The sequence below is a fragment of the Bordetella petrii genome (assembly GCF_000067205.1).
Lineage (GTDB): Bacteria > Pseudomonadota > Gammaproteobacteria > Burkholderiales > Burkholderiaceae_B > Bordetella_A > Bordetella_A petrii.
This window is the reverse complement of the sequence record NC_010170.1, coordinates 2,138,902-2,160,619: the sequence shown is the minus strand read 5'-3', so window position 1 is coordinate 2,160,619 and position 21,718 is coordinate 2,138,902. Positions and strand designations below refer to the sequence as shown.

The following is a 21,718-nucleotide window of genomic DNA, read 5'->3' as shown; positions in this document are numbered from 1 at the left end:
GGTTCAACCTTGCTTGTTTGGAGAAGAATGGGAATGGTCGTCGTCCGGCCTGGATGCGGCCTCGGCGGGCGCCTTGGGTGCCTGGGTGCCATACGTGGGCACCGGCACGTCGAACGCCGCCACGGGGATCGGCGCGCTGTCGAAGTAGTCTTCGATGTCGACGGCTGACCGGGCGGGCGGAACCGCCGCGGGTTCGGGATCGGTGGCCGCGCTATGCTCGCGGTCGGCCGCGCGGGCATCGGGGTCGAGCACGTAATCGGCCGGCACGGCTTGCGGCAGCGTTTCGGACGAATACATGGCCGTGACGGAAGACGGGCCGGACTCGGGCGGGTAGGCGGAATATTCGCCTTCGGCATCCAGGTGCAGCGGATCGGCGGAGGTTTCGGCGGCTGGCAGCGCCTGGTCGACAGCCAGCACGGGCAAAGCCATGCTGGCGGCGGTGGCCAGGCGCCAGTGGCGCACGGCATCGGCCGGACGGTCCAGGCGGTCGTACAGGCTGCCCAACAACGCATGGGTATGGGAATCGTTGCGGAACCCCAGGCTGCGCTGCAGGTAGCGTTCGGCCTGGCCCCACAACTGCCCGTTCAGGCACAGCATGCCCAGCGCGGCGAGCAGATCGGCGTCGGCCGGACGCTTCTGCAGCCAGCCTTCGGCCTTGGCCAGGCGGCGCGGCACCTGGTCGGCGTCGCACCGTGCATAAGCCGCCACCAGCGACGGCGTGAAATGCACCGGCACAGCGGCCTCGAGCACGCGCGCCGCCTCGGCGGGTTCGCCCGCGGCCTCGAAGGCGGTGGCGCCGGCCAGGGCGATCTCGGGCAAGGTGCGTTCGTCGCTTTTCAGGTCTTTCCAGACGGCGCGCCAGGCATCGGTGCCCGACGCGGCCGACGCGCGCAAGCGCGCCGCGCCCGCGGAATCGATAAGATGCGCGGCTTCAGTCTTGGACAGCGCATTGCGGCGCAGCAGGCCCCGCGCCAGCGTGAAGACGCGGTCGTGGTGGTTCAGGGCGGCCTCGGCACGCAACAGCAACCGCATGGTGTGCAGGTGGCGCACGCCGCCGTCTTGTAGCGGCGCCAGCACGGCCAGGGCCTCTTGCGCCCTGCCCTGGTCGAGCAGTTGATCTGCCGACACAGTGGCAATGGCTTCCTGCAGGCCGGCGTTGCCCTTGGCGTGTTCGCGCGCCGACTCGAGCAGGCGGTCGCGGCGTTCGAATTCGCCCAGGCCATGGGCGGCGCGCGCCGCGGACAGGGCCGCCAGCACGCGGCGGCTGGGTACGCGGGTTTGCTCGAGCAGCTTGGACAGGTCTTTTTCGGCGTGGGCGAAACGGCCTTCGAGCAGTTCAGTCCAGCCGCGTTCAAGCAGTTCGTGGTCGCGCGCCTGGGCGCGCTGGCCGCGCCATGCGCGCATGCGGTCGGGAATGGCGAGCAGCCACGCCAGCAGGCGCAAGCCCACGTACAACGCCACAAATAGCGCCAGCACCAGCAGCACGGCCAGCGTCAGCGACAGTTCGATGCGCCACGGCCACACCAGCACCATGACATTGCCGGCATGGCTACGCAAGACGACAGCCAAAGCGACGGCGACGACAGCAAGCAGCAGAGTCCAGAACCAGGTACGCATGCGTCAGTCCTGTTGGTTCGCGTCGAAACCGGCGGCGCGCAGCGCGGCCACGCCGGCCAGGCTGTCGCTGACGTCGGGCAGGCGCACCGCGATGTCGGTTTGCGCCAGGTCTTGGGCCAGGCGCAGCGCGGCTTGCGTATCGGGCGAGCGCATGTCGTAATAGGTGCGCAAGGCGCTGACGACGTTATCGAGTTCGTTCTTCCAGACTTCGGGCTGGCGCATCAGCATGGCCAGTTGCGCCGTCATCAGGCGCTGGCGCAGGGCAGCGCGAGCCTGCCCGGCCTGCTCGGCCGACAGCATCAGCGCGGCCGGCTGGTCGACGCGCTGAATGCTGATGAGATCGCCCAGTTCGTGAGCCAGCGCGCTGCCGGCCCGGCCCGGCCACGAGGCGATCTCGGCGCGCCACACCTGCCACCAGGCGGCGTCGGCGGGCAGCCCGGCCCGAGGGTCGGTTTCGGGAGGCACGGGCGCCTGGCGCGCGGCCGGGGCGCCGTCGGTATTGGCGTCGGGCGCCGCGGCATCGGGCACCAGCATGGGAGCTTTGGACACCAGGCCGGCCAGGCGGTCGATGCGGCTGGATTGAGTGGGAATGTCGATGGTGGCCACGGCGCGCAGGCGGTCGAGGTCGCCATTGATGCTTTGCTGCAGGCTGGCAAAGCGCGGGCGGTCGGCGTGCGCCAGCCGCGACTGGGCGGTTTCAAGGGCGACGATGGCGTTGTTCACGTTGCCCGCCAGCCGCAATTGCTGATTGGCCAGCACAAGCAGGCGTTCGATGTCGTTGGCGAGCAGTTCGTCGCTGGCGCCGCCGCTGAAGGTTTGCCAGGCCTGCTGCAGGTCGTCGTAACGGCTCTTGGCTTCCTCGGCCTGGTCTTGCAGCTCGGCGACCCGGCCAGCCTGCGCCTGCGCCAGGGCCAATGCCTCGCGGGCGTCTTTGCGGCTTTGCGCGGCCGACTGTTCCAGCGCTTCGAGGCGCGTGGCGACTTCGTGGCCGGCCGCCAGAAATTGCTTGCGCTGCAGCCACAGCGCCCAGCCCAGCCCCACTGCCAGCAGAAGCACGATGACTAGCGCCGCTGTCAAGGTGCCTACCGCACTGGAAGGCCGGCTATCTTTGGCCTTCGCTTTGGCCTTGGACGCGCCGGACGGCGGCGTGGCGGGCGAACCTGTGCCCGGGGCTGCCGCGGAGGCGGCCGATTCGGTAGCGGGGGTCTGGTTTGTCATAGACGCGATTGTATTCGGTGAAAAGCCAAAACTTCGAATCAAGCCGCAACAAAAGCGGCAAGGATCGCTTCATCGACCGGCAAGCAAACTTTTACCATCGGGGCGGGCGCGTCGCCACCCGCGTCGTGCTGCAGGCGCCGGGCCAGCGCGGGATGCGTGACGATGCAGGGGCAGGCGCGCCACCAGTCATGCAGCCCCAGTTGCCGAACCTGCGCCTGCACGGCCGCCAGGCCCTCGCCGCTGGTCAGCAGCCACGTAGGCTGCGCGCCCTGCCCGGCCCAGTCGTGCAGCTGCCGCACGGCCGCCGCGGGCCACGGTGCGGGTTGGCGCTGGTACACGGCATGCCGGAACACCTGTGCTCCGGCGGCCTCGAGCCGTTCGGCCAGCCAATCGCGGCCTTGCGTGCCCCGTACCAGCAGAACACGGCGCGGCAAGGGCCCGCGCGCGCGCAACACCGCCCACAGGGCTTCGGAATCGTGGGTGGGCGCCTCGGGCGGCGGGCACAGCACTGTTGTATCCGCGCCAAACCCTGGCAGGTTGCGCAAGGCGCGCGCGCTAGCCGGCCCCACGGTAGCCGCCGCCGTGGCAAGCGGCCAGGCAGCCTGCCCCGCCACGTCCCGCAGTTGGGTCATATACAGGCGCGCCGCGTTGCCGCTGACAAAAACGACCAGATCGTGGTCTTGCGGCAGAGGCAACGCCGCCGGCTGCACGGGCAAGGGACGAATTTCGAGCGCCGGCAGCTCCAGCACGTGCCAGCCCGCGGCGCGCAGTTCGCGCGCCAGCGCTTCGTTGCGGCTGTCTGGGCGGGTCAGGATGGCGATGCGCGACATGGGCACTCCCATAGACGGCCCGGATCGTTGGCGGCCAGCGTGCTCAGGACGCGGGCGGGTCTTGCAGTTCGGCCAGGATGGCGTCGGCGCCGTTGGACAGCAGCTCTTGCGCGGCAGCCTGGCCGATGGCCTGGGCCTGTTCAGCCGGGCCGGCATGCTGGCTGCGAATGACACGGGTGCCGTCGGGCGAAGCCACCAGGGCGCGCAGCGCCAGGCTGTTGCCGTTGAGTTCGGCATAGGCAGCGAGCGGCACCTGGCACGAGCCGCCCAGGGCGCGCGACACGGCACGTTCGGCCACCACGCAGGCGGTGGTGCGCGAACAGGCCAGCGGCGCCAGCCACTCGCGCAGATCGTTGCGGTCGTTGCGGATTTCGATACCCAATGCCCCCTGCCCGGCCGCCGGCAGGCTGTCTTCGGGTTCGAGCAGGCTGCGGATGCGCTCACCCATGCCAAGGCGCTGCAGGCCGGCAGCCGCCAGCACGATGGCGGCGTAGTCGCCGCGGTCGAGTTTGCTCAGGCGGGTATCCAGGTTGCCCCGCAGCGGCTTGACCGACAAGTGCGGATAACGCTGGCGAATCTGGGATTCGCGCCGCAGGCTCGACGTGCCCACGACCGCGCCGGCCGGCAGGTCGGCCAGCGTGGTGTACTGATTGGACACGAACGCGTCGCGGGGATCGGCGCGCTCGAGAATGGCGCACAGCTCGAATGGCGCCTGCAGGTCGACCGGGACGTCTTTCAGCGAATGCACGGCGAGGTCGGCCCGGCCGTCGAGCAAGGCGGTTTCGAGTTCTTTGACGAACAGCCCCTTGCCGCCCACCTTGGACAGCGTGCGGTCGAGGATTTGGTCGCCGCGCGTGGTGAGCGTGAGCAGTTCGACGGCGCAGGCGGGATACAGCGCGCGTAGGCGGTCACGCACGTGCTCGGCCTGCCAGAGGGCAAGCCGGCTCGCGCGGGTGGCAATGACGAGGCGTTGCGGAACGGACACGAACGGCGTCAGGCCAGGCTGGCAAAAATGACCGAGGCAATGACGCCCAGGATGGCCAGCACCAGCAGGCCTTGCAACAGGCTCAGGCCGGCTTCGGGGTTGTCGTTTTTACGCAGACTCATGGGTGGATTCCTTGGAGGCATTCTTACGGCTGGCCAGCCACCGCCCCACGAGAATGACCAACAGTGCGCCGATGACTTCGGCAGCGATTTTAACCGTACTCGGCTGGGGGCCGAATTGATTCTCTACGACCACGTCGGTAATGAACATGCCGCCGGCGATCCAGCCCAGCAGGCCAGCGCCGAAGGTGACAACCAGCGGGTAGCGGTCGATGAGCTTGAGCACCAGGGTGCTGCCCCAGATGATGATGGGCACGCTCACGATCAGACCGAACGCGACCAGGCCGATCTGGTGACCTTCGTGGGCGTTCTGGGCCGCGCCGGCGATGGCGATGACGTTGTCCAGGCTCATGACGAAGTCGGCCACGATGATGGTCTTGACCGCCGAGGCAATGGACGTGCCGCCCTTGATGTTGCCATGGCCGTCGTCTTCGGGAAGAAGCAGCTTGACGCCGATCCAGAGCAGCAGCAAGGCGCCGATGATCTTGAGGAACGGAATGGCCAGCAGGGTCAGGGCGAAGGCAATGAGAACGACGCGCAGGATGATGGCGCCGGCGGTACCCCACAGGATGCCCTGCATGCGTTGCTTGGGTGCCAGATTGCGGCAAGCGAGCGCGATGACCACGGCGTTATCGCCACCCAGCAGGATGTCGATAAGAATGATTTGGAACACCGCCGCCCAACTCAGCGTCTGGAAAAACTCAAGCACTTTGACCCCCCGGGGATTTATTTGACGAAACAATTACGCAACGCCGGCCGCGCACCGGCGCTGGCGGTGTGCGCGAGGCACTCCGCCGTGCGTATCGAATCTATTATTGTAGTTCAGCTTTGCGTCAGCACTTTTTGACGGGCCAGGAAAATTTTCCCCAGCGCCAGTACGACCAGGGCGCCCACTACCCCCGCGCCCAAGGCCAGCTGGTGCTGCGTCAGGCCCAGCGCCGTGTCGATACGCGCGACAGGTTCCTCCAGCGCGGGATCGCCCACCAGCAGCTCGCCGGCGATAAAACCCAGCAGCGCCGCCCCCACCCATACGATGATGGGAAAGCGTTCGATGACCTTGAGCAGCAGGGTGCTGCCAAAAATCACCAGCGGGATGCTGATCGCCAGTCCGACCACGAGCAGCGTGGTGTCGCCCATGGCGGCGGCGGCCACGGCCACGACGTTGTCCAGGCTCATTACCAGATCGGCGATCATGATGGTGCGAATGGCCGACAGCAGACTGCCATGCTGTTTGCCGTCCCCATCGTCTTCGCCTTCGGGCAATAGCAGCGACACGCCGATGTAAACCAGCAGCAGTGCGCCGATCAGCTTCAACCAGGGCAGCAGCAACAGCTTCGCCGCGACCAGGGTCAGGATGATACGCATGATGATCGCGGCGGCCGAGCCGACCACGATAGCCTTTTTCTGCTGCGTGGGAGGCAGCGAGCGCGCGGCAAGCGCGATGACCACGGCGTTGTCGCCGGATAGCAGGATATTGACCCAGATGATTTGCAGCAGGGCAATCCAGAATGCGGCTGAAGTGAGTTCCATTCCTCTCTTTCCTAGATGATCCCCTAGGTGTCAGTAACAAATGTTGGACGTACAGGCCATCGCGGGTGCGCGAGCGATTTGGATGGCCGCTGCCTGGCGCGCCTTGTGGGCGTGCGGCGGATTATTTTTGAATGTACGCGGGGTGCCGGTGCGCTTATTTTATAGTTCGCAGGCCGGCGGGGCGGCAAACGGACCCCCGCCCGTTAAAAAAGCCCGCCGGGGCGGGCTTTTTGGGGCGAGACCCGTTGCCTGATTACAGCACGGACTTCAGCAGCTTGCCCATTTCGGACGGATTGCGCGTGGTGCGGATGCCGCACGCTTCCATCACTTCGAGCTTGGCGTCGGCCGTGTCGGCGCCGCCCGAGATCAGCGCGCCGGCGTGGCCCATGCGCTTGCCCGGAGGCGCCGTGACGCCGGCGATGAAGCCGACCACGGGTTTCTTCATGTTGTCTTTGGCCCACTGCGCGGCGTTGACTTCGTCGGGGCCGCCGATTTCACCGATCATGATGACGGCGTCGGTGTCGGGATCGTCGTTGAACAGCTTGAGCACGTCGACGTGCTTCAGACCGTTGATGGGATCGCCGCCGATGCCCACGGCGCTGGACTGGCCCAGGCCGAGTTCGGTGACCTGCGCCACGGCTTCGTACGTCAGGGTACCCGAGCGGCTGACGATGCCGATGCGGCCCTTGCGATGGATGTGGCCGGGCATGATGCCGATCTTGATTTCGTCGGGCGTGATCAGGCCGGGGCAGTTCGGGCCCAGCAGCAGGGTCTTGCTGTTCTTGGCCTTCATGCGGTTCTTGACTTCGAGCATGTCGCGCACCGGAATGCCTTCGGTAATGCAGATGACCAGGTCCAGCTCGGCCTCGACCGCTTCCCAGATGGCGGCGGCGGCGCCCGCGGGCGGCACGTAGATCACCGAGACGGTGGCGCCGGTTTTGTCTTTGGCGTCTTGCACGCTGCCGAAGATGGGCACGCCTTCGAAGTCCTCGCCGGCCTTCTTGGGATGCACGCCAGCCACGAAGGCGGCTTTGCCATTGGCATATTCACGGCACATGCGGGTGTGGAACTGGCCCGTCTTGCCCGTGATGCCTTGGGTGATGACTTTGGTGTCCTTGTTGATCAGAATCGACATTTGTGAATCCTTGGCAATTTATTTGACGGCGGCTACGACGCGGGTGGCCGCTTCGGCCATGGTGTCGGCGCTGATGATGGGCAGCCCCGAGTCGGCCAGCATTTTCTTGCCCAGTTCTTCGTTGGTGCCCTTCATGCGGACGACCAGCGGCACGTTCAGGTTGACGGCCTTGCACGCGGTGATCACGCCTTCGGCGATGACGTCGCAGCGCATGATGCCGCCGAAGATGTTGACCAGAATGGCCTTCACGCCCTTGTTCTTGAGCATGATCTTGAAGGCTTCGGTCACTTTCTCGGCCGTGGCGCCGCCGCCAACGTCCAGGAAGTTGGCCGGCTCGCCGCCGAACAGCTTGATGGTGTCCATGGTGGCCATGGCCAGGCCGGCGCCGTTGACCAGGCAGCCGATGTTGCCGTCGAGCTGGATGTAGGCCAGGTCGAATTTGCTGGCTTCGATTTCAGCGGGATCTTCTTCGTCGAGGTCGCGGTAGGCGACGATCTCGGGGTGGCGGAACAGCGCGTTGGAATCGAAGTTGAACTTGGCGTCCAGGGCGATGATATTGCCCTTGCTGTCGCAGTTCAGGGGGTTGATTTCCACCAGCGAGGCGTCGGTGTCCATGTAGCACGTGTACAGCTTCTGGAACACGTCGGCAGCCTGGTCGGCCGAGCCGCCCGACAGGCCGATGGATTCCGCCACCTTCTTGGCCTGCTCGGCTTGCAGGCCGGTGAGCGGGTCGATGTATTCGGTGATGATTTTCTCGGGCGTCGAATGGGCGACTTCTTCGATGTCCATGCCGCCTTCGCTCGAAGCGATGATGGCGACCTTCTGCGTGGCGCGGTCGGTGACCAGCGACACGTAGTATTCCTTCTGGATGTCGGCGCCGTCTTCGATGTACAGGCGGTTGACCTTCTGCCCTTCGGGGCCGGTCTGGTGCGTGACCAGTTGCATGCCCAGGATTTCAGAGGCCAGCTTGCGTACGTCGTCGAGCGAACGCGCCAGCTTCACGCCACCGCCCTTGCCACGGCCACCGGCGTGGATCTGCGCCTTCACGACCCATACCGGCCCACCCAGCTTTTCAGCGGCAGCCACGGCCTCGTCGACGGAAAAAGCGGGGATCCCGCGCGGCACGGGGACGCCAAATTGCTTCAGCAGTTCCTTGCCTTGATACTCGTGGATTTTCATGTGTTACCTGTCAGGACGAATGAGAAAGAGAGGGGGAGTCGGAAAGCGCGTCCGCCGCTTCAGCGCTATCCCCGGTGTACCACTTGGGATAGTGCTCAAGCACCACCGGGCCGTCGGTGCGCAAGGCATGACAGCCGTCCAGCTGGAATGGACGCACGCCTGGATTGCTGTTCTGGCGCCGGCGGTTGGCCATGGTCTGCACCGCCGCGGTGGGCAACACCTGCGACAGTTCGGTCATGTGGGTACAGCCCGCGGTATGGCCAAAGCGCTCTTTGACCTGGCGCCGAAACCCCTTGAGCAGGTTCATGCCTATCAGCCCCGCGTACGAGGCTTCGATGGCCGAACATTGCTGTTCGTAGGGTGCCGCGTCATAGACTGCCTGGGCCGCCACGATGGTGAACGCTTCATCGATGGTGATGCGCAAATGCATGTGGTGGATGGGGCGGCCTGCCTGGAAGATGTCGCCGTTATGCCTGGGGAAGTCGTAGGCCTTGACGTCGATGAGTTCGGCTTCGAGGTCCCACAACCCGTCGTCGCGCCCGTAGGACTGCACGCGTATGGAACGCGTATGCAGGGGCTGGCGGGAGACTTTCGACGGTGGCAAGGGCATGGACGGCCTGCGTTTTCAGGACAATTGACGCAAAGCAGCAAATCCTGGGGAGTATAACGCAGGCCCCCGGCGCGCGTCGCGGACGGGAACCGCCGCCCGCGCAGGCGGGCGGCGCCACGGAACAGCGCGGATCAGCCAGCCCGCAGGGCGCGCGCCGCCTCGACCATGCCGACCAGCGCGGCCTCGGTTTCGGGCCAGGCGCGGGTTTTCAGGCCGCAGTCAGGATTGACCCACAAACGCTCGCTGGGCAGCCGCCCGGCGGCCTTGCGCATCAGGCCCACCATCCAGTCTACGTCGGGCACGTTCGGCGAATGAATATCGTAGACGCCGGGCCCGATGTCATTCGGGTAGCGGAAGTCTTCGAAGGCCTTGAGCAATTCCATGTTCGAGCGCGAGGTCTCGATCGTGATGACGTCGGCATCCATCGCGGCAATGGATTCGATGATGTCATTGAATTCCGAATAGCACATATGGGTGTGGATCTGCGTGTCGGCCGCCACGCCGGCGGTGGACAGGCGGAAGCAATCCACCGCCCAGTCCAGGTAAGCCTGCCAGTCGGCGCGGCGCAGCGGCAAGCCTTCGCGAATGGCCGGCTCGTCGATCTGGATGACGCGCACCCCGGCCTGCTCCAGGTCGACCACCTCGTCGCGCAGGGCCAGCGCCAGCTGGCGGCAAGTCTGCTCGCGCGGCTGGTCGTCGCGCACGAACGACCATTGCAGGATGGTGACCGGACCGGTCAGCATGCCCTTGACGGGCTTGTCGGTCAGGGACTGGGCGTACGACGACCAGCCCACGGTCATGGGCGCCGGGCGCGCCACGTCGCCAAAAATGATCGGCGGCTTGACGCAGCGCGACCCGTAGCTCTGCACCCAGCCATTGCGGGTGAAGGCAAAGCCGGCCAGCAGCTCGCCAAAGTACTCCACCATGTCGTTGCGCTCGGGCTCGCCATGCACCAGCACGTCCAGGCCGATTTTTTCCTGGAACCGGATGACCGACTCGATTTCCTTGCGAATTGCCGCCTCGTAGGCCGAATCGCTCAGGGCGCCCGATTTCCAGTCGCGCCGCAGGGCACGGATTTCGGCGGTTTGCGGGAACGAGCCGATGGTGGTGGTGGGAAACGCCGGCAACTTCAGCAGTTGCTGCTGGCGCGCAATGCGCTCGGCAAACGGCGCCCGCTCGCGCGTAACCGCATTCGATTCGGCCATGCGGCGGCCCACGGCCGGGTTGTGGATGCGCGCCGACTGGCGCCGCGCCCGCAGCGCGGCGCGCTGGGCCGCCAGTGCCTCGTCCACGCCGGGCGCCCGGGCATCGGCCAGCGCGCGGCCCAGCAAACCCAGTTCGTCGAGTTTCTGCGCGGCGAACGACAGCCAGCTGCGCAGCTCGGCATCCAGGTCGGTTTCATTTGCCAGGTCGACCGGCACGTGCAGCAGCGAGCACGAGGGCGCCAGCCACAGGCGCTCGCCCAACAGCTGGCGAGCCGGCGCCAGCGCGGCCAGCGCCGCGTCCAGGTCGGTGCGCCAGATGTTGCGGCCGTCGATGATGCCGGCTGACAGCACCTGGCCGGGCCGCAGCCCCGCCGCCACGTCTTGCAACTGGCCCGGCGCGCGGATCAGGTCCACGTGCAGGCCAGCCACGGGCAAGGCCAGCGCGGTAGCCAGATTGTCGTTCAAGCCGCCGAAATACGTCGCCACCAGCAGCTTGACGGGAGCGTCGGCCAGGCGCGCGTAAGCGGTACGGAAGGCGTCACGCCAGGCCTGGGGCAGGTCCAGCACCAGGATAGGTTCGTCGATCTGCACCCACTCGACGCCCAGCCGCGCCAGGCGAGCCAGCACCTCGGCATAGACTGGCAGCAGCGTATCCAGCAGTTGCAGCTTGGCCGCGTCGCTGGCGCCGCCGGCGTAGGCGTCGCCCTTGCCCTGCCACAACCAGGTCAGCGGGCCCGGAATCACGGGCTTGACCTGATGACCCAGCGCCTGGGCTTCTTGGACTTGCTCGAATAGATATTCGCGGGCAATACGGAACGTCTGGCCCGGCACCAGTTCGGGCACGATGTAGTGATAGTTGGTATCGAACCACTTGGTCATCTCGCAGGCCGCCGTGGGCGTGCCGCTGGGCGCTCGCCCGCGGCCCATGCGAAACAGCGTGTCCAGACTGACCGGCTGGCCTTCGGGCTGCCCGAAGCGGGCCGGCACGGCGCCCAGCAACGTCGTCCATTCCAGGATGTGGTCGTACCAGGCGAAATCGCCCACGGGCACCCATTGCAGCCCCGAGGCTGCCTGGCGCTGCCAATGCGCCGCACGCAACTCGCGGCCGGTCTCTTCCAGATCGGCTGCCGTTTTCTTGCCACTCCAGTAGGCCTCGACCGCCCGCTTCAGTTCACGCTGCGCCCCGATGCGCGGGAACCCCAAATTATGAGTAATAGTCATATAAATATCCAAGAAGACCAAATTTATTCAACTCGGATGCTATTCTGCGCTCAAGTCAACTTGCAGCAAAATCAAACTCAACATATATTTGTTGAGATTTATTCATGTAACTAGCGCTAGTCGCACCCCGCAGCCCTTATTCGGCCAGCAGATCCGCCATGCTTGAAATCCGCCATCTCGAAACCCTGTCAGCCATACGCGATGGCGGCAGCCTGCAAGAAGCCGCCGAACGCCTGCACCTGACGCAATCGGCGCTATCGCATCAGTTGCGCGACCTCGAAACCCGGCTGGGCACCCCGCTGCTGAACCGGCGCACTCGCCCTGCCCGTCTCACCACCGCCGGGCTGAGGGTGCTGGCGCTGGCCGATGAAATCCTGCCGCGCCTGCGCGCCACGGAGCGTGAACTGCAAAAGCTCGCGGCCGGGCGTACAGGGCGGCTGCATCTGGCCATTGAATGCCACTCATGCTTTCAGTGGCTGATGCCGGCGCTGGATGCCTTTCGGGGACAGTGGCCCGACGTGGCGCTGGACCTTTCGGCCGCGTTCTCGTTCGCCCCCCTGCCCGCCCTGGTGCGCGGCGATCTCGACCTGGTTATTACGTCCGATCCGCTGCGGCTGGAAGCCGTGGAGTACCTGCCGCTGTTCAAATACGAGCTGGTGCTGGCCGTGGCGGGATCACACCCCTTGGCGAGCCTGCGGCACGTCGAGCCTGAGCAGCTTGCCGACCAGACGCTGATTACCTATCCGGTAGACCGGCAGCGGCTGGATGTTTTCACCGCATTCCTGGACCCGGCCGGGGTCGAGCCCGCAGCGGTCCGCAAGGCAGAGCTGACACCCATCATTGCTCAGCTGGTTGCCAGCAACCGCGGCGTGGCGGCGCTGCCCAACTGGGCGCTGACGGAATACCTGCGGCCGGGTTGGCTGAAACTGTGCCATCTGGGCCCGCAGGGCGTATGGCGCACCCTATACGCGGCCGTGCGCACGGAAGACACAGAAGCCTCGTACGTGGGGGATTTTCTGGCGATCGCGCGCGAAGTCTGCTTCAAGACATTGGACGGCATACGCTCGGCCAAGGCCTGACGCGATAGCGGAGTGCCGCCGTGGCGGGAGTCAGTCGTCGTGTTCGTCGCCCAGCACGCGCCGGATGGCGTCGTGGGCAAAGCCACGGCTGGCCAGGAAGCGCGCCTGCCTGGCGTATTCGGCGCGGTCGGCCGGCTTGCTGCCATAGCGCTTGCGCCAGACTTCCAGGGCGCGCTGATATTCGGTGGCCCGGAGATCGTCGCGCAATTGGGCAACCTGGTCTTCGGCCACGCCGTGCTGGCGCAATTCCTGGACGATGCGAGCCGTGCCCTGGCGCGTGGCGCGGCGGTGCACCAGGCTTTGCGCGAACCGCTCGGTAGACAGCCAGCCTTCTTTTTCCAGTGCGTCGAGCACGGCATCGAGGTCGGCGCCCTCGTCTACGTAGGGCTGCAGTTTGCGCGCAAGCTCGTTGCGCGCATATTCGCGGCGAGACAGATAGCCCACCGCGCGGGCCTTGAGCGAGGGCCCGCTACGCGCGGGCTTGCTCAAGGTTTCGAAGCCGCCGTCGGCTTCGCGCTGGCCCGGTTTGCGCCGCGCAGCAGATGCGCTGCGCGGCTCGCTTGAAGTGCCGGGCTTGTTGCGGATCATGCCTGGCCGTCGTCTTCGGCCTCGGCTTCGCTGGCGGGAAAGGTGGCCGCGCGGCTGACGATGCCCTGGTTCTCGCGCACCTTGTTTTCGATCTCGACGGCGAGTTCGGGGTGCTCTTTCAGGTATTCGCGCACGTTGTCCTTGCCCTGGCCGATACGGGTGCCGCTATAGCTGTACCAGGCACCCGATTTGTCGACCACGCCAGCCTGCACGCCCAGATCGATGATTTCGCCTTCGCGGGAGATGCCCGCGCCGTACATGATGTCGAACTCGGCCTGTTTGAACGGAGGCGAGACCTTGTTCTTCACGACCTTGACGCGGGTTTCGTTGCCTACGACCTCTTCGCCCTTCTTGATGGAGCCAATGCGGCGGATGTCGAGGCGCACCGACGAGTAGAACTTCAGCGCGTTGCCGCCGGTGGTGGTTTCGGGGTTGCCGAACATGACGCCGATCTTCATGCGGATCTGGTTGATGAAGATGACCATGCAATTGGTGCGCTTGATGGTGGCGGTGAGCTTGCGCAGCGCCTGGCTCATCAGGCGGGCCTGCAGGCCCGGCAGGGAGTCGCCCATTTCGCCTTCGATTTCGGCCTTGGGCACCAGGGCCGCGACCGAGTCGATGACGATGAGGTCGACCGAACCCGAGCGCACCAGGGCGTCGGTGATTTCGAGCGCCTGCTCGCCGGTGTCGGGTTGCGAAATGAGCAAGTCGGTAAGGTTGACGCCCAGCTTGGCCGCGTATTGGACGTCGAGCGCGTGCTCGGCATCCACAAAGGCGCAGGTGCCGCCGATTTTCTGCATTTCGGCGATGACCTGCAGGGTAAGCGTGGTTTTGCCCGAGGACTCAGGGCCGTAGATTTCGATGACGCGCCCCCGCGGCAGGCCGCCGACCCCCAGGGCGATGTCGAGGCCCAGCGAGCCGGTGGACACGACCTGGATATCGTGTTCGACCTCGTTGTCGCCGTAGCGCATGATCGAGCCCTTGCCGAACTGCTTTTCGATCTGCGAAAGCGCGGCGGCCAGCGCCTTGGCTTTTTCCGATGCGGCTGCCTTGCTGGATTTGTCGTTCATGTGGTGTGGTGTCCCGTGGGTAAATTTGTGTGCGACGCTGCGGCGGGCCGGCGCCAACCCGCGCCAGCGATACAGAAGATATACATACCGGCAGCGGCGATTATGGCATCGGATTATACTGGATAAAAATCCAGTATGCCATATAGCTCCTGGGATTCCCCGGGTGGGCAAGGCCCCCGGGCTGTGCCAGAATGCCCGAACCGGCCGGCGCCCTCTGGCCATCGCCCCGTTTTACCTTACGCATGCGCATCCTCATTGCCGAAGACGACAGCATCCTGGCCGACGGCCTGTCCCGCTCGTTGCGCCACAATGGCTACGCTGTCGACGCCGTCCGCGACGGCGCGGCCGCCGATTCCGCCCTGGCCGCCCAGGCTTTCGATCTGCTCATTCTAGACCTCGGCCTGCCCCAACTGGCCGGGCTCGAAGTGCTGCGCCGCCTGCGGGCGCGCAATTCGCTGCTGCCGGTACTCATCCTGACCGCCGCCGACAGCGTCGAGCAGCGCGTCAAGGGCCTGGACCTGGGCGCCGACGACTACATGGCCAAGCCTTTTGCCCTGTCCGAGCTCGAAGCCCGGGTGCGGGCCCTGACCCGGCGCGGCGCGGGCGGCGGCGCCACGCTTTTGCGCCACGGCCGGCTGGTGTTCGACCAGACCGGCCGCGTGGCCCTGGTCGACGACCAGACCCTCGACCTGTCCGCGCGCGAGGTCAGCTTGCTGGAAATCCTGTTAACGCGCAGCGGCCGCATGGTCAGCAAGACGCAACTGGTCGACCACCTGTGCGAATGGGGCGAAGAAGTCAGCACCAACGCCATCGAGGTCTACGTGCACCGCTTGCGCAAGAAACTCGAACCCAGCGGGGTCAAGATCATCACTGTACGCGGGCTGGGCTACTGCCTTGAACGGGACCAGGGTGCCGGCTACCTCGCGCACTGAGCCGGCCGCGCACGAAAAGCTGAACCAGGAAGCCCTGGACGCCATGAGCGGCGGGGCCAAGGGTCCCAGCTTCGCGCCGCCCCAGCGATCGCTGCTGGGCGAAATCCTCGACTGGATGCTGGCGCCGCTGTTCCTGCTGTGGCCCATGAGCGTGGCCATTACCTATGTCGTGGCGCAGAACATCGCCAACGTGCCCTACGACCGGGCGCTGGCCAATAACCTGCATGTGCTGTCGCGCTACGTCCACGCCCAGGATGGCCGCGCCGTCCTGCACATGAGCGAGTCCGTGCGCGACGTGCTGCGCCCGGACGAAACCGACAGCGTGTTCTGGCTGGCGCTGGGCAGCCATGGCGAATACCTGGGCGGCGACCGCGCCCTGCCCCTGCCGCCCGACCTGGGCCAGCCGCGCCCCGGCGCCGTGCAGTACGCCGACGACACCCTGCGCGGCTTCGGTGTGCGGCTCGCCTACACCTGGATCGACCTGCACATCCCGCAGACCCAGCCGGCCCTGCTGGTGGTGGCGGAAACCATGGAAAGGCGCACCGAGCTGGCCAACGACATCATCAAGGGCGTGATCATCCCGCAGTTCGTGGTGCTGCCGGTGGCGGTGCTGCTGGTGTGGTTCGGGCTGTCGCGCGGGGTGGCGCCGCTCAATGCGCTGCAGCAACGCCTGCGGGCGCGGCGGCCCGACGACCTGTCGCCCATCGACGAGCGCGCGGCGCCATCCGAGATCGCGCCGCTGGTGGGGGCCATGAACGAACTGCTCGACCGCCTGTCGGCCAACGTGCAGGCGCAGCGGCGCTTCGTGGCCGACGCGGCGCATCAGTTGAAAACCCCGCTGGCCGGGCTGCGCACCCAGGCCGAACTGGCGCTGCGCGACGCCAGCCCCGACGAAATGCAGTCGAGCCTGCGGCAGCTGGTCATGGGTTCCGAGCGCGCCACGCGCCTGGTCAACCAGCTGCTGCTGCTGGCCCGCGCCGAAAACCCGCATTCGGCCGACCTGGCCCCCACCGACCTGAACGCCATTGGCTACGAGCAGACCATGCTGTGGGTGCCCCAGGCTCTGGCCCTGAACACCGACCTGGGCTTCGAGGCCGCCGACACCGCGGTGCGCATCGCCGGCAATGGCATTCTGCTGGCCGAGCTGCTCAACAACCTGGTCGACAACGCCCTGCGCTACACCCCGCCCGGCGGACACATCACGGTGCGGGTGCGCGCCACGGCGGCGCACGCCGTCCTCGAGGTGGAAGACTCGGGCCCCGGCATCGCGCCCGAAGAACGCGAAAGGGTGTTCGACCGCTTCTACCGCGTGTTGGGCACCCAGGCTGAAGGCAGCGGCCTGGGCCTGGCCATCGTGCGCGAAATCGCCCAGAAGCACCGCGCTGAAGTGCATATTATGGAAGGCACGGCGCATTCACGGCTGCCGGGAACCTGCATCCAGGTGCTGTTTCCGTTGTATGCGCGCACCGCAAACCCCGCGGAGCCTACCTAGGGCATACCCTGACGCGCACTATATTGCCCTTTAATGGAAATAATTTGTTTCAAATTTAAGATTCGGGTAAGTATCGCGTCAGAACCTCGTCAGTCTCCTTTTTTACCTTGCAGGTAGCGCGACGCCGGGCCATCCGGCGCGAGCCTGCACGGTGGATCACCACCGGCCCAGAAACGAGGAGACATCATGAGCACAGCATCGCTGGCAGAACGCGGCCCATCCACCGGACCGCGCCCGATGACCAAGGAGGAACGGCGCGTGATCTTCGCGTCGTCGCTTGGCACGGTTTTCGAGTGGTACGACTTCTACCTGTACGGCTCCCTGGCCGCCATCATCGCGGGGCACTTTTTCTCGGGCGTCAACCCCACCGCGGCCTTCATTTTCGCGCTGCTGGCCTTCGCAGCCGGTTTCGCCGTGCGCCCCTTCGGCGCCCTGGTATTCGGCCGCCTGGGCGACCTGGTCGGGCGCAAGTACACATTCCTGGTCACCATCGTCATCATGGGCCTGTCCACCTTCCTGGTGGGCGTGCTGCCCAGCTACGCCAGCATCGGCATCGCCGCGCCGGCCATCCTGATCGGCTTGCGCCTGCTGCAAGGCCTGGCCCTGGGCGGCGAATACGGCGGTGCGGCCACCTACGTGGCCGAACATGCGCCGCAGGGCCGCCGAGGCGCCTACACCGCCTGGATCCAGACCACCGCAACGCTGGGCCTGTTCCTGTCGCTGCTGGTGATCATGGGCGTGCGCGCGGCCATGAGCGAAGAAGCCTTCCGCGATTGGGGCTGGCGCATTCCGTTCCTGATCTCGGTGGTGCTGCTGGGCATTTCGGTGTGGATCCGGCTGCAGCTCAACGAATCCCCCACGTTCAAGCGCATGAAGGAAGAAGGCCGCGGCTCCAAGGCTCCGCTGACCGAGTCGTTCGGGCAGTGGAAGAACCTGAAGGTCGTGATCATCGCTCTGCTCGGCCTGACTGCCGGCCAGGCCGTGGTGTGGTACACGGGCCAGTTCTATGCCCTGTTCTTCCTGACCAAGGCCTTGCAGGTCGACGCCAACACGGCCAACATTATGATCGCGCTGGCGCTGCTGATCGGCACCCCGTTCTTCCTGGTGTTCGGGTCGCTGTCGGACCGCATCGGCCGCAAGCCCATCATCATGGCCGGCTGCCTGATCGCCGCGCTGACCTACTTCCCGCTGTTCCAGGGCCTGACCCACTTCGCCAACCCGGCGCTCGAAAAGGCCCAGGCTACTGCGCCGGTCACCGTCATCGCCGATCCGGCCACCTGCTCGTTCCAGTTCAACCCGGTGGGCACCTCGTCGTTCACCAGCTCGTGCGACGTGGTCAAGTCGTTCCTGGCCGCCAACTCGGTGAACTACTCCAACCAGGCGGCCCCCGCCGGTACGGTGGCCAAGGTGAAAATCGGCAACGACGAGTTCGCCTCGTTCGAAGGCGCGGGCATGGCGCCGGCCGATTTCAAGGCCCGTTCGGCTGAACTGAAAACCGCGCTGACCGCCGCCATCCGTAACCACGGCTATCCTGCCAAGGCCGATCCGGCCGAGATGAACAAGGTCATGGTGGTGGTGCTGCTGACCATCCTCGTGATCTACGTCACCATGGTGTACGGTCCGATCGCCGCCATGCTGGTCGAGATGTTCCCCACCCGCATCCGCTATACCTCGATGAGCCTGCCGTACCATATCGGCAACGGCTGGTTCGGCGGGTTCCTGCCCCCGGTGGCCTTCGCCATCGTGGCAGCCACCGGCAACATCTACGACGGCCTGTGGTATCCGATCATCATCGCGGTCATGACGCTGGTTATCGGCACGCTGTTCGTGCGCGAAACCAAAGACGTCGACATCAACAACTGACCGCACATTCCCCCGCCAGGCAGGACTGCTGCGCCTGTCTGGCCCTTCAAGCTCCTTCGGGAGCTTTTTTTTTTGCCCGCACTCGCGGAGACGGGATGGATTCAGGACGCTGTCAGACCGCCAGGATTAGACTGCCAACTCAGATCACGGTCTTGCACTACATTTCCGGACGTTTGATCCCCTGTCCGGAAACCGCAGGGCCAGTACTCTGACACCAATGCCACGTCCCCCGCGAGCCTTTAATGGCGTGACATTGCGTGACCCTGCCGGGCCCGGCTTTTTCAAGCCGGGCCTTTTTTTGTCTTGTGCGGGCCGCGAATCAAAAGGAGCCTGCAAGCGTGGTGGCCCAGCGTTTTTTTTGCCGGGCGCATATCAGCGGCGGCGACCCAGCCCGATGACGAGTACCCCCACCACGATGGCGGCAACGCCCGCCCAGGCCGGGATCGCCACCGATTTCTCGGTTTCGGCCGTGGCCTTGACCGAACCGATCTGCAGCACGGTTTCTTCGCTGGTGTAGTTAAAGCCCTTGTAGACCAGCGCCGCCGCGCCCAGGGCGATCAGCACAATGCCTACGATAGTCGCCGGTTTCATCGTTGTGTCCTTTTTTTGGTGAGTGACGATGCGCCGGAAGATACCGGAACGCCCGCCCACTGTCCGTGACAGAACGTGTCGTGTCAATGAGGGAACCACATGGGCGCCATGTCGACGGCACTCGTATAGAATCAACCCTTTTGCCCGACGCCATGTGGTTCAAGAATCTCAAGATATACCGACTGTCTGCGCCCTGGACGCTAACCGGGGAGCAGCTTGAAGAAAGCCTGGCCCGGCATGCCTATCAGGCTGGCAACAATCTCGAAATGCAAAGCCTGGGTTGGGTTTCGCCGCGCGAAAACGCGGCCCTGTCGCATACGGTGAACCAGCAGATACTGCTCTCACTGCGCGCCGAAAAGAAACTGCTGCCGGCCACGGTGGTCAACCAGGTAGCCCGCGCCCGCGCCCAGGAAATCGAAGAGCAGCAAGGCTACAAGCCTGGCCGCAAGCAAATGAAGGAAATCAAGGAGCGCGTCACCGACGAGCTTCTGCCCAAGGCCTTCAGCATTTATCGCGACACGCGCGTCTGGATCGATCCGGTGAACCATTGGCTGGTCATCGATGCGGCCGCATCGGCCAAGGCTGACGAAGTCATCGGCCTGCTGGTCAAGACCATCGACCCGCTCCCCCTGGAAAACCTGTACGTGGCGCAATCGCCCGCGGCCGCCATGACCGGCTGGCTGGCGGCCGACGAAGCCCCTGCCAATTTCAGCATCGACCAGGACACCGAACTGCGCGCCTCGGGCGAAAGCCGCGCGGCCATCCGCTATGTCAAGCATTCCATCGATGCCGACGACGTGCGGCGCCATATCCAGTCGGGCAAACAGTGCACCCGCCTGGCCATGACCTGGGCCGATCGTGTGTCGTTCGTGCTGACCGAATCCCTGGACGTCAAGCGCGTGGCGCCGCTCGACGTACTGAAGGAAGGCAACGACACCGTCATGCAGAATGACGACGAGAAATTCGATTCCGACATGGCGCTCATGACGGGTGAACTGGCCAAGCTGCTGGCCGACCTTACCGCCGCGCTGGGCGGCGAAAAGCGCATCTGAGCGGCGGGCGGCCCCGCCGCCCGCCCGCATGGCCGCGCCTTCAATCCAGCCCGTGGAAGGCCGAGTCGTCGGGGCCGATGTGCGACGGATGTTTCCAGGTCACGTCGCGCATTGAATGCTGTACCAGACCTTCGACGCCCAGCAGCACGGCGAAGATCGCCATGCGGATGGGAATGCCGTTGTCAGTCTGGCGGAAAATCGCCAGGCGCGGATCGTCGTTGAGGTCGGTGCTCAGGTCGTTCGCGCCCGGCCGGCTGTCGCGCGGCAGCGGATGCATGACGATGGTTTCGGGCCCGCAATGGGCGTCGATAATGGCGCGGTTGATCTGGAAGTCGGGCGTATAGCCTTCGCTTTCTTCATTGGCGAAGCGCTCTTTCTGCACCCGCGTGGCATAGATGACGTCGGCGCCGGCCAGCCCGTCGGCCAACGAGCTTTTCTGTTCGATGACATTGCCGTTGCGGCTGGCTTGCTCGATGATGTACGCAGGCATTTCAAGCCCGGGCGGCGAGATCAACGTGAACTTGATGCCCTTGTACAGCGCCAGCAACTTGATCAGCGAATGCACGGTGCGACCGTATTTCAGATCGCCCACCATGGCGATGTGCGCGCCGTCGAGCAGCTTGCCCAGCCGGGAAAACTCGGTCAGGATGGTGTACAGGTCCAGCAGTGCCTGGCTGGGGTGTTCGCCTGGGCCGTCGCCGCCATTGACCACCGGAATATTCGTGGCCTGCGCGAACTCGGCCACCGACCCCCGGTCGGGGTGGCGCACCACCATCGCATCGACATACCCGCTCATGACTCGACTGGTGTCGTAGATGGATTCGCCCTTGGCCATGGACGAAAACGTGAAGCCGGTGGTATCGCATACCGAACCGCCCAGACGGCAGAAGGCCGCGCCGAAGCTCACGCGCGTGCGCGTGCTGGCCTCGAAGAACAGATTGCCCAGCACGGCGCCTTCCAGTACGCGCGACACTTTCTGCCTGCGGGCTATGGGCTGCATCATGTCGGCAACGCGGAACAGGTCTTCGACGGACTCACGCGAGAACTGATCGACAGAAATCAGCTGATGCTTGCCGTCCACCGCGATGCGATCACGCAATGGGCCGGCTTGCGCGCTTTGCGTATATTTTTCCAGCAAGGCATTGTTCTGCACGATTTCGCTGACGAAACGCTCCACGACTTCGGGCATGGTGCGAAACTCTTGCGAGCCCTCGGGCAGCAGCCAGGTATCCAGGGCGCGCCGCTTGACGCCAATGCGCGTGGCGAAGACATCACGCGTGAGATTCAGGCGACGCATGGCGTCGCGCAGGAAAGCTTGCTGGGAAATAGACATGGCGGCCCCTGGGCTGGAAAATATACGCAATGCGCATATTAAACCCGGCGATTTAGGTGCCGCAAGCGA

At 65.4% G+C, this 21,718-nt stretch carries 19 protein-coding genes; 5 read left to right on the top strand and 14 right to left on the bottom strand.

The genetic code is table 11. From position 1 onward, the window contains the following. Positions 1–3 precede the first annotated feature (3 nt). The 10 genes from BPET_RS10505 to metE form a co-directional block, all read right to left on the bottom strand. Positions 4–1,617 (bottom strand): heme biosynthesis HemY N-terminal domain-containing protein, encoded by a 1,614-nt coding sequence (locus BPET_RS10505; protein WP_012248984.1) that lies wholly within the window; start codon positions 1,615–1,617, stop codon positions 4–6. Between the two features lie 3 nt (positions 1,618–1,620). Beyond that, positions 1,621–2,835, bottom strand: coding sequence for a uroporphyrinogen-III C-methyltransferase (locus tag BPET_RS10500; protein ID WP_012248983.1), 1,215 nt, complete (start codon positions 2,833–2,835; stop codon positions 1,621–1,623). Positions 2,836–2,873: 38 nt separating this feature from the next. Then, complete coding sequence (locus BPET_RS10495; protein WP_012248982.1) at positions 2,874–3,665, bottom strand: uroporphyrinogen-III synthase; 792 nt, start codon at positions 3,663–3,665, stop codon at positions 2,874–2,876. A 43-nt stretch (positions 3,666–3,708) separates the two neighbouring features. Further along, positions 3,709–4,650 (bottom strand): hydroxymethylbilane synthase, encoded by a 942-nt coding sequence (hemC, locus tag BPET_RS10490; protein ID WP_012248981.1) that lies wholly within the window; start codon positions 4,648–4,650, stop codon positions 3,709–3,711. Positions 4,651–4,758: 108 nt separating this feature from the next. Beyond that, complete coding sequence (locus BPET_RS10480; protein ID WP_012248980.1) at positions 4,759–5,478, bottom strand: TerC family protein; 720 nt, start codon at positions 5,476–5,478, stop codon at positions 4,759–4,761. Between the two features lie 113 nt (positions 5,479–5,591). After that, positions 5,592–6,299: a TerC family protein gene (locus tag BPET_RS10475; RefSeq protein ID WP_012248979.1), complete on the bottom strand. Its 708-nt coding sequence runs from the start codon at positions 6,297–6,299 to the stop codon at positions 5,592–5,594. A gap of 253 nt (positions 6,300–6,552) precedes the next feature. Continuing rightward, positions 6,553–7,434: a succinate--CoA ligase subunit alpha gene (gene sucD, locus BPET_RS10470; protein WP_012248978.1), complete on the bottom strand. Its 882-nt coding sequence runs from the start codon at positions 7,432–7,434 to the stop codon at positions 6,553–6,555. Positions 7,435–7,452: 18 nt separating this feature from the next. Next, entirely contained in the window at positions 7,453–8,613 is a 1,161-nt protein-coding gene (gene sucC / locus BPET_RS10465) for an ADP-forming succinate--CoA ligase subunit beta (protein WP_012248977.1), read from the bottom strand. A gap of 10 nt (positions 8,614–8,623) precedes the next feature. Then, complete coding sequence (locus tag BPET_RS10460) at positions 8,624–9,223, bottom strand: DUF2889 domain-containing protein (protein ID WP_012248976.1); 600 nt, start codon at positions 9,221–9,223, stop codon at positions 8,624–8,626. Positions 9,224–9,354: 131 nt separating this feature from the next. Further along, positions 9,355–11,649 (bottom strand): 5-methyltetrahydropteroyltriglutamate--homocysteine S-methyltransferase, encoded by a 2,295-nt coding sequence (gene metE / locus BPET_RS10455; RefSeq protein WP_012248975.1) that lies wholly within the window; start codon positions 11,647–11,649, stop codon positions 9,355–9,357. Between the two features lie 158 nt (positions 11,650–11,807). On the opposite strand from metE, the gene BPET_RS10450 reads away from it, so the two are divergent. Continuing rightward, positions 11,808–12,728 (top strand): LysR family transcriptional regulator, encoded by a 921-nt coding sequence (locus BPET_RS10450; protein WP_012248974.1) that lies wholly within the window; start codon positions 11,808–11,810, stop codon positions 12,726–12,728. Positions 12,729–12,758: 30 nt separating this feature from the next. On the opposite strand, the gene recX is transcribed toward BPET_RS10450, so the two are convergent. Both recX and recA read right to left on the bottom strand, forming a co-directional pair. Next, the gene (gene recX / locus BPET_RS10445; protein ID WP_012248973.1) at positions 12,759–13,316 is read right to left on the bottom strand and encodes a recombination regulator RecX; all 558 of its coding nucleotides are present in this window, start codon (positions 13,314–13,316) and stop codon (positions 12,759–12,761) included. Next, positions 13,313–14,386 carry a recombinase RecA gene (gene recA, locus BPET_RS10440; protein WP_012248972.1) on the bottom strand — a complete coding sequence of 358 codons (1,074 nt, stop codon included), beginning with the start codon at positions 14,384–14,386 and terminating at the stop codon, positions 13,313–13,315. The genes recX and recA overlap by 4 nt, the downstream gene beginning before the upstream one ends. Before the next feature lie 242 nt (positions 14,387–14,628). On the opposite strand from recA, the gene BPET_RS10435 reads away from it, so the two are divergent. From BPET_RS10435 to BPET_RS10425, 3 genes are all read left to right on the top strand, one after another. Continuing rightward, on the top strand, positions 14,629–15,318 hold the full coding sequence (locus BPET_RS10435) for a response regulator transcription factor (RefSeq protein ID WP_012248971.1): 690 nt from the start codon (positions 14,629–14,631) through the stop codon (positions 15,316–15,318). Between the two features lie 115 nt (positions 15,319–15,433). After that, positions 15,434–16,810: a sensor histidine kinase gene (locus tag BPET_RS10430; RefSeq protein ID WP_012248970.1), complete on the top strand. Its 1,377-nt coding sequence runs from the start codon at positions 15,434–15,436 to the stop codon at positions 16,808–16,810. A gap of 186 nt (positions 16,811–16,996) precedes the next feature. Continuing rightward, on the top strand, positions 16,997–18,673 hold the full coding sequence (locus BPET_RS10425; RefSeq protein WP_012248969.1) for an MFS transporter: 1,677 nt from the start codon (positions 16,997–16,999) through the stop codon (positions 18,671–18,673). Between the two features lie 372 nt (positions 18,674–19,045). Here the strand turns inward: BPET_RS10425 and BPET_RS10420 are convergent, their stop codons facing one another. Then, positions 19,046–19,264, bottom strand: a complete 219-nt coding sequence (locus BPET_RS10420) for a hypothetical protein (RefSeq protein ID WP_012248968.1) — start codon at positions 19,262–19,264, stop codon at positions 19,046–19,048. A 152-nt stretch (positions 19,265–19,416) separates the two neighbouring features. Between BPET_RS10420 and BPET_RS10415 the strand changes: the two genes are divergently transcribed. Then, positions 19,417–20,316 (top strand): recombination-associated protein RdgC, encoded by a 900-nt coding sequence (locus tag BPET_RS10415; protein ID WP_041863780.1) that lies wholly within the window; start codon positions 19,417–19,419, stop codon positions 20,314–20,316. 40 nt (positions 20,317–20,356) lie between these two features. Here BPET_RS10415 and BPET_RS10410 read toward each other — a convergent pair whose 3' ends face one another. After that, the gene (locus BPET_RS10410) at positions 20,357–21,649 is read right to left on the bottom strand and encodes an aspartate carbamoyltransferase (protein WP_012248966.1); all 1,293 of its coding nucleotides are present in this window, start codon (positions 21,647–21,649) and stop codon (positions 20,357–20,359) included. Positions 21,650–21,718: the final 69 nt, after the last annotated feature.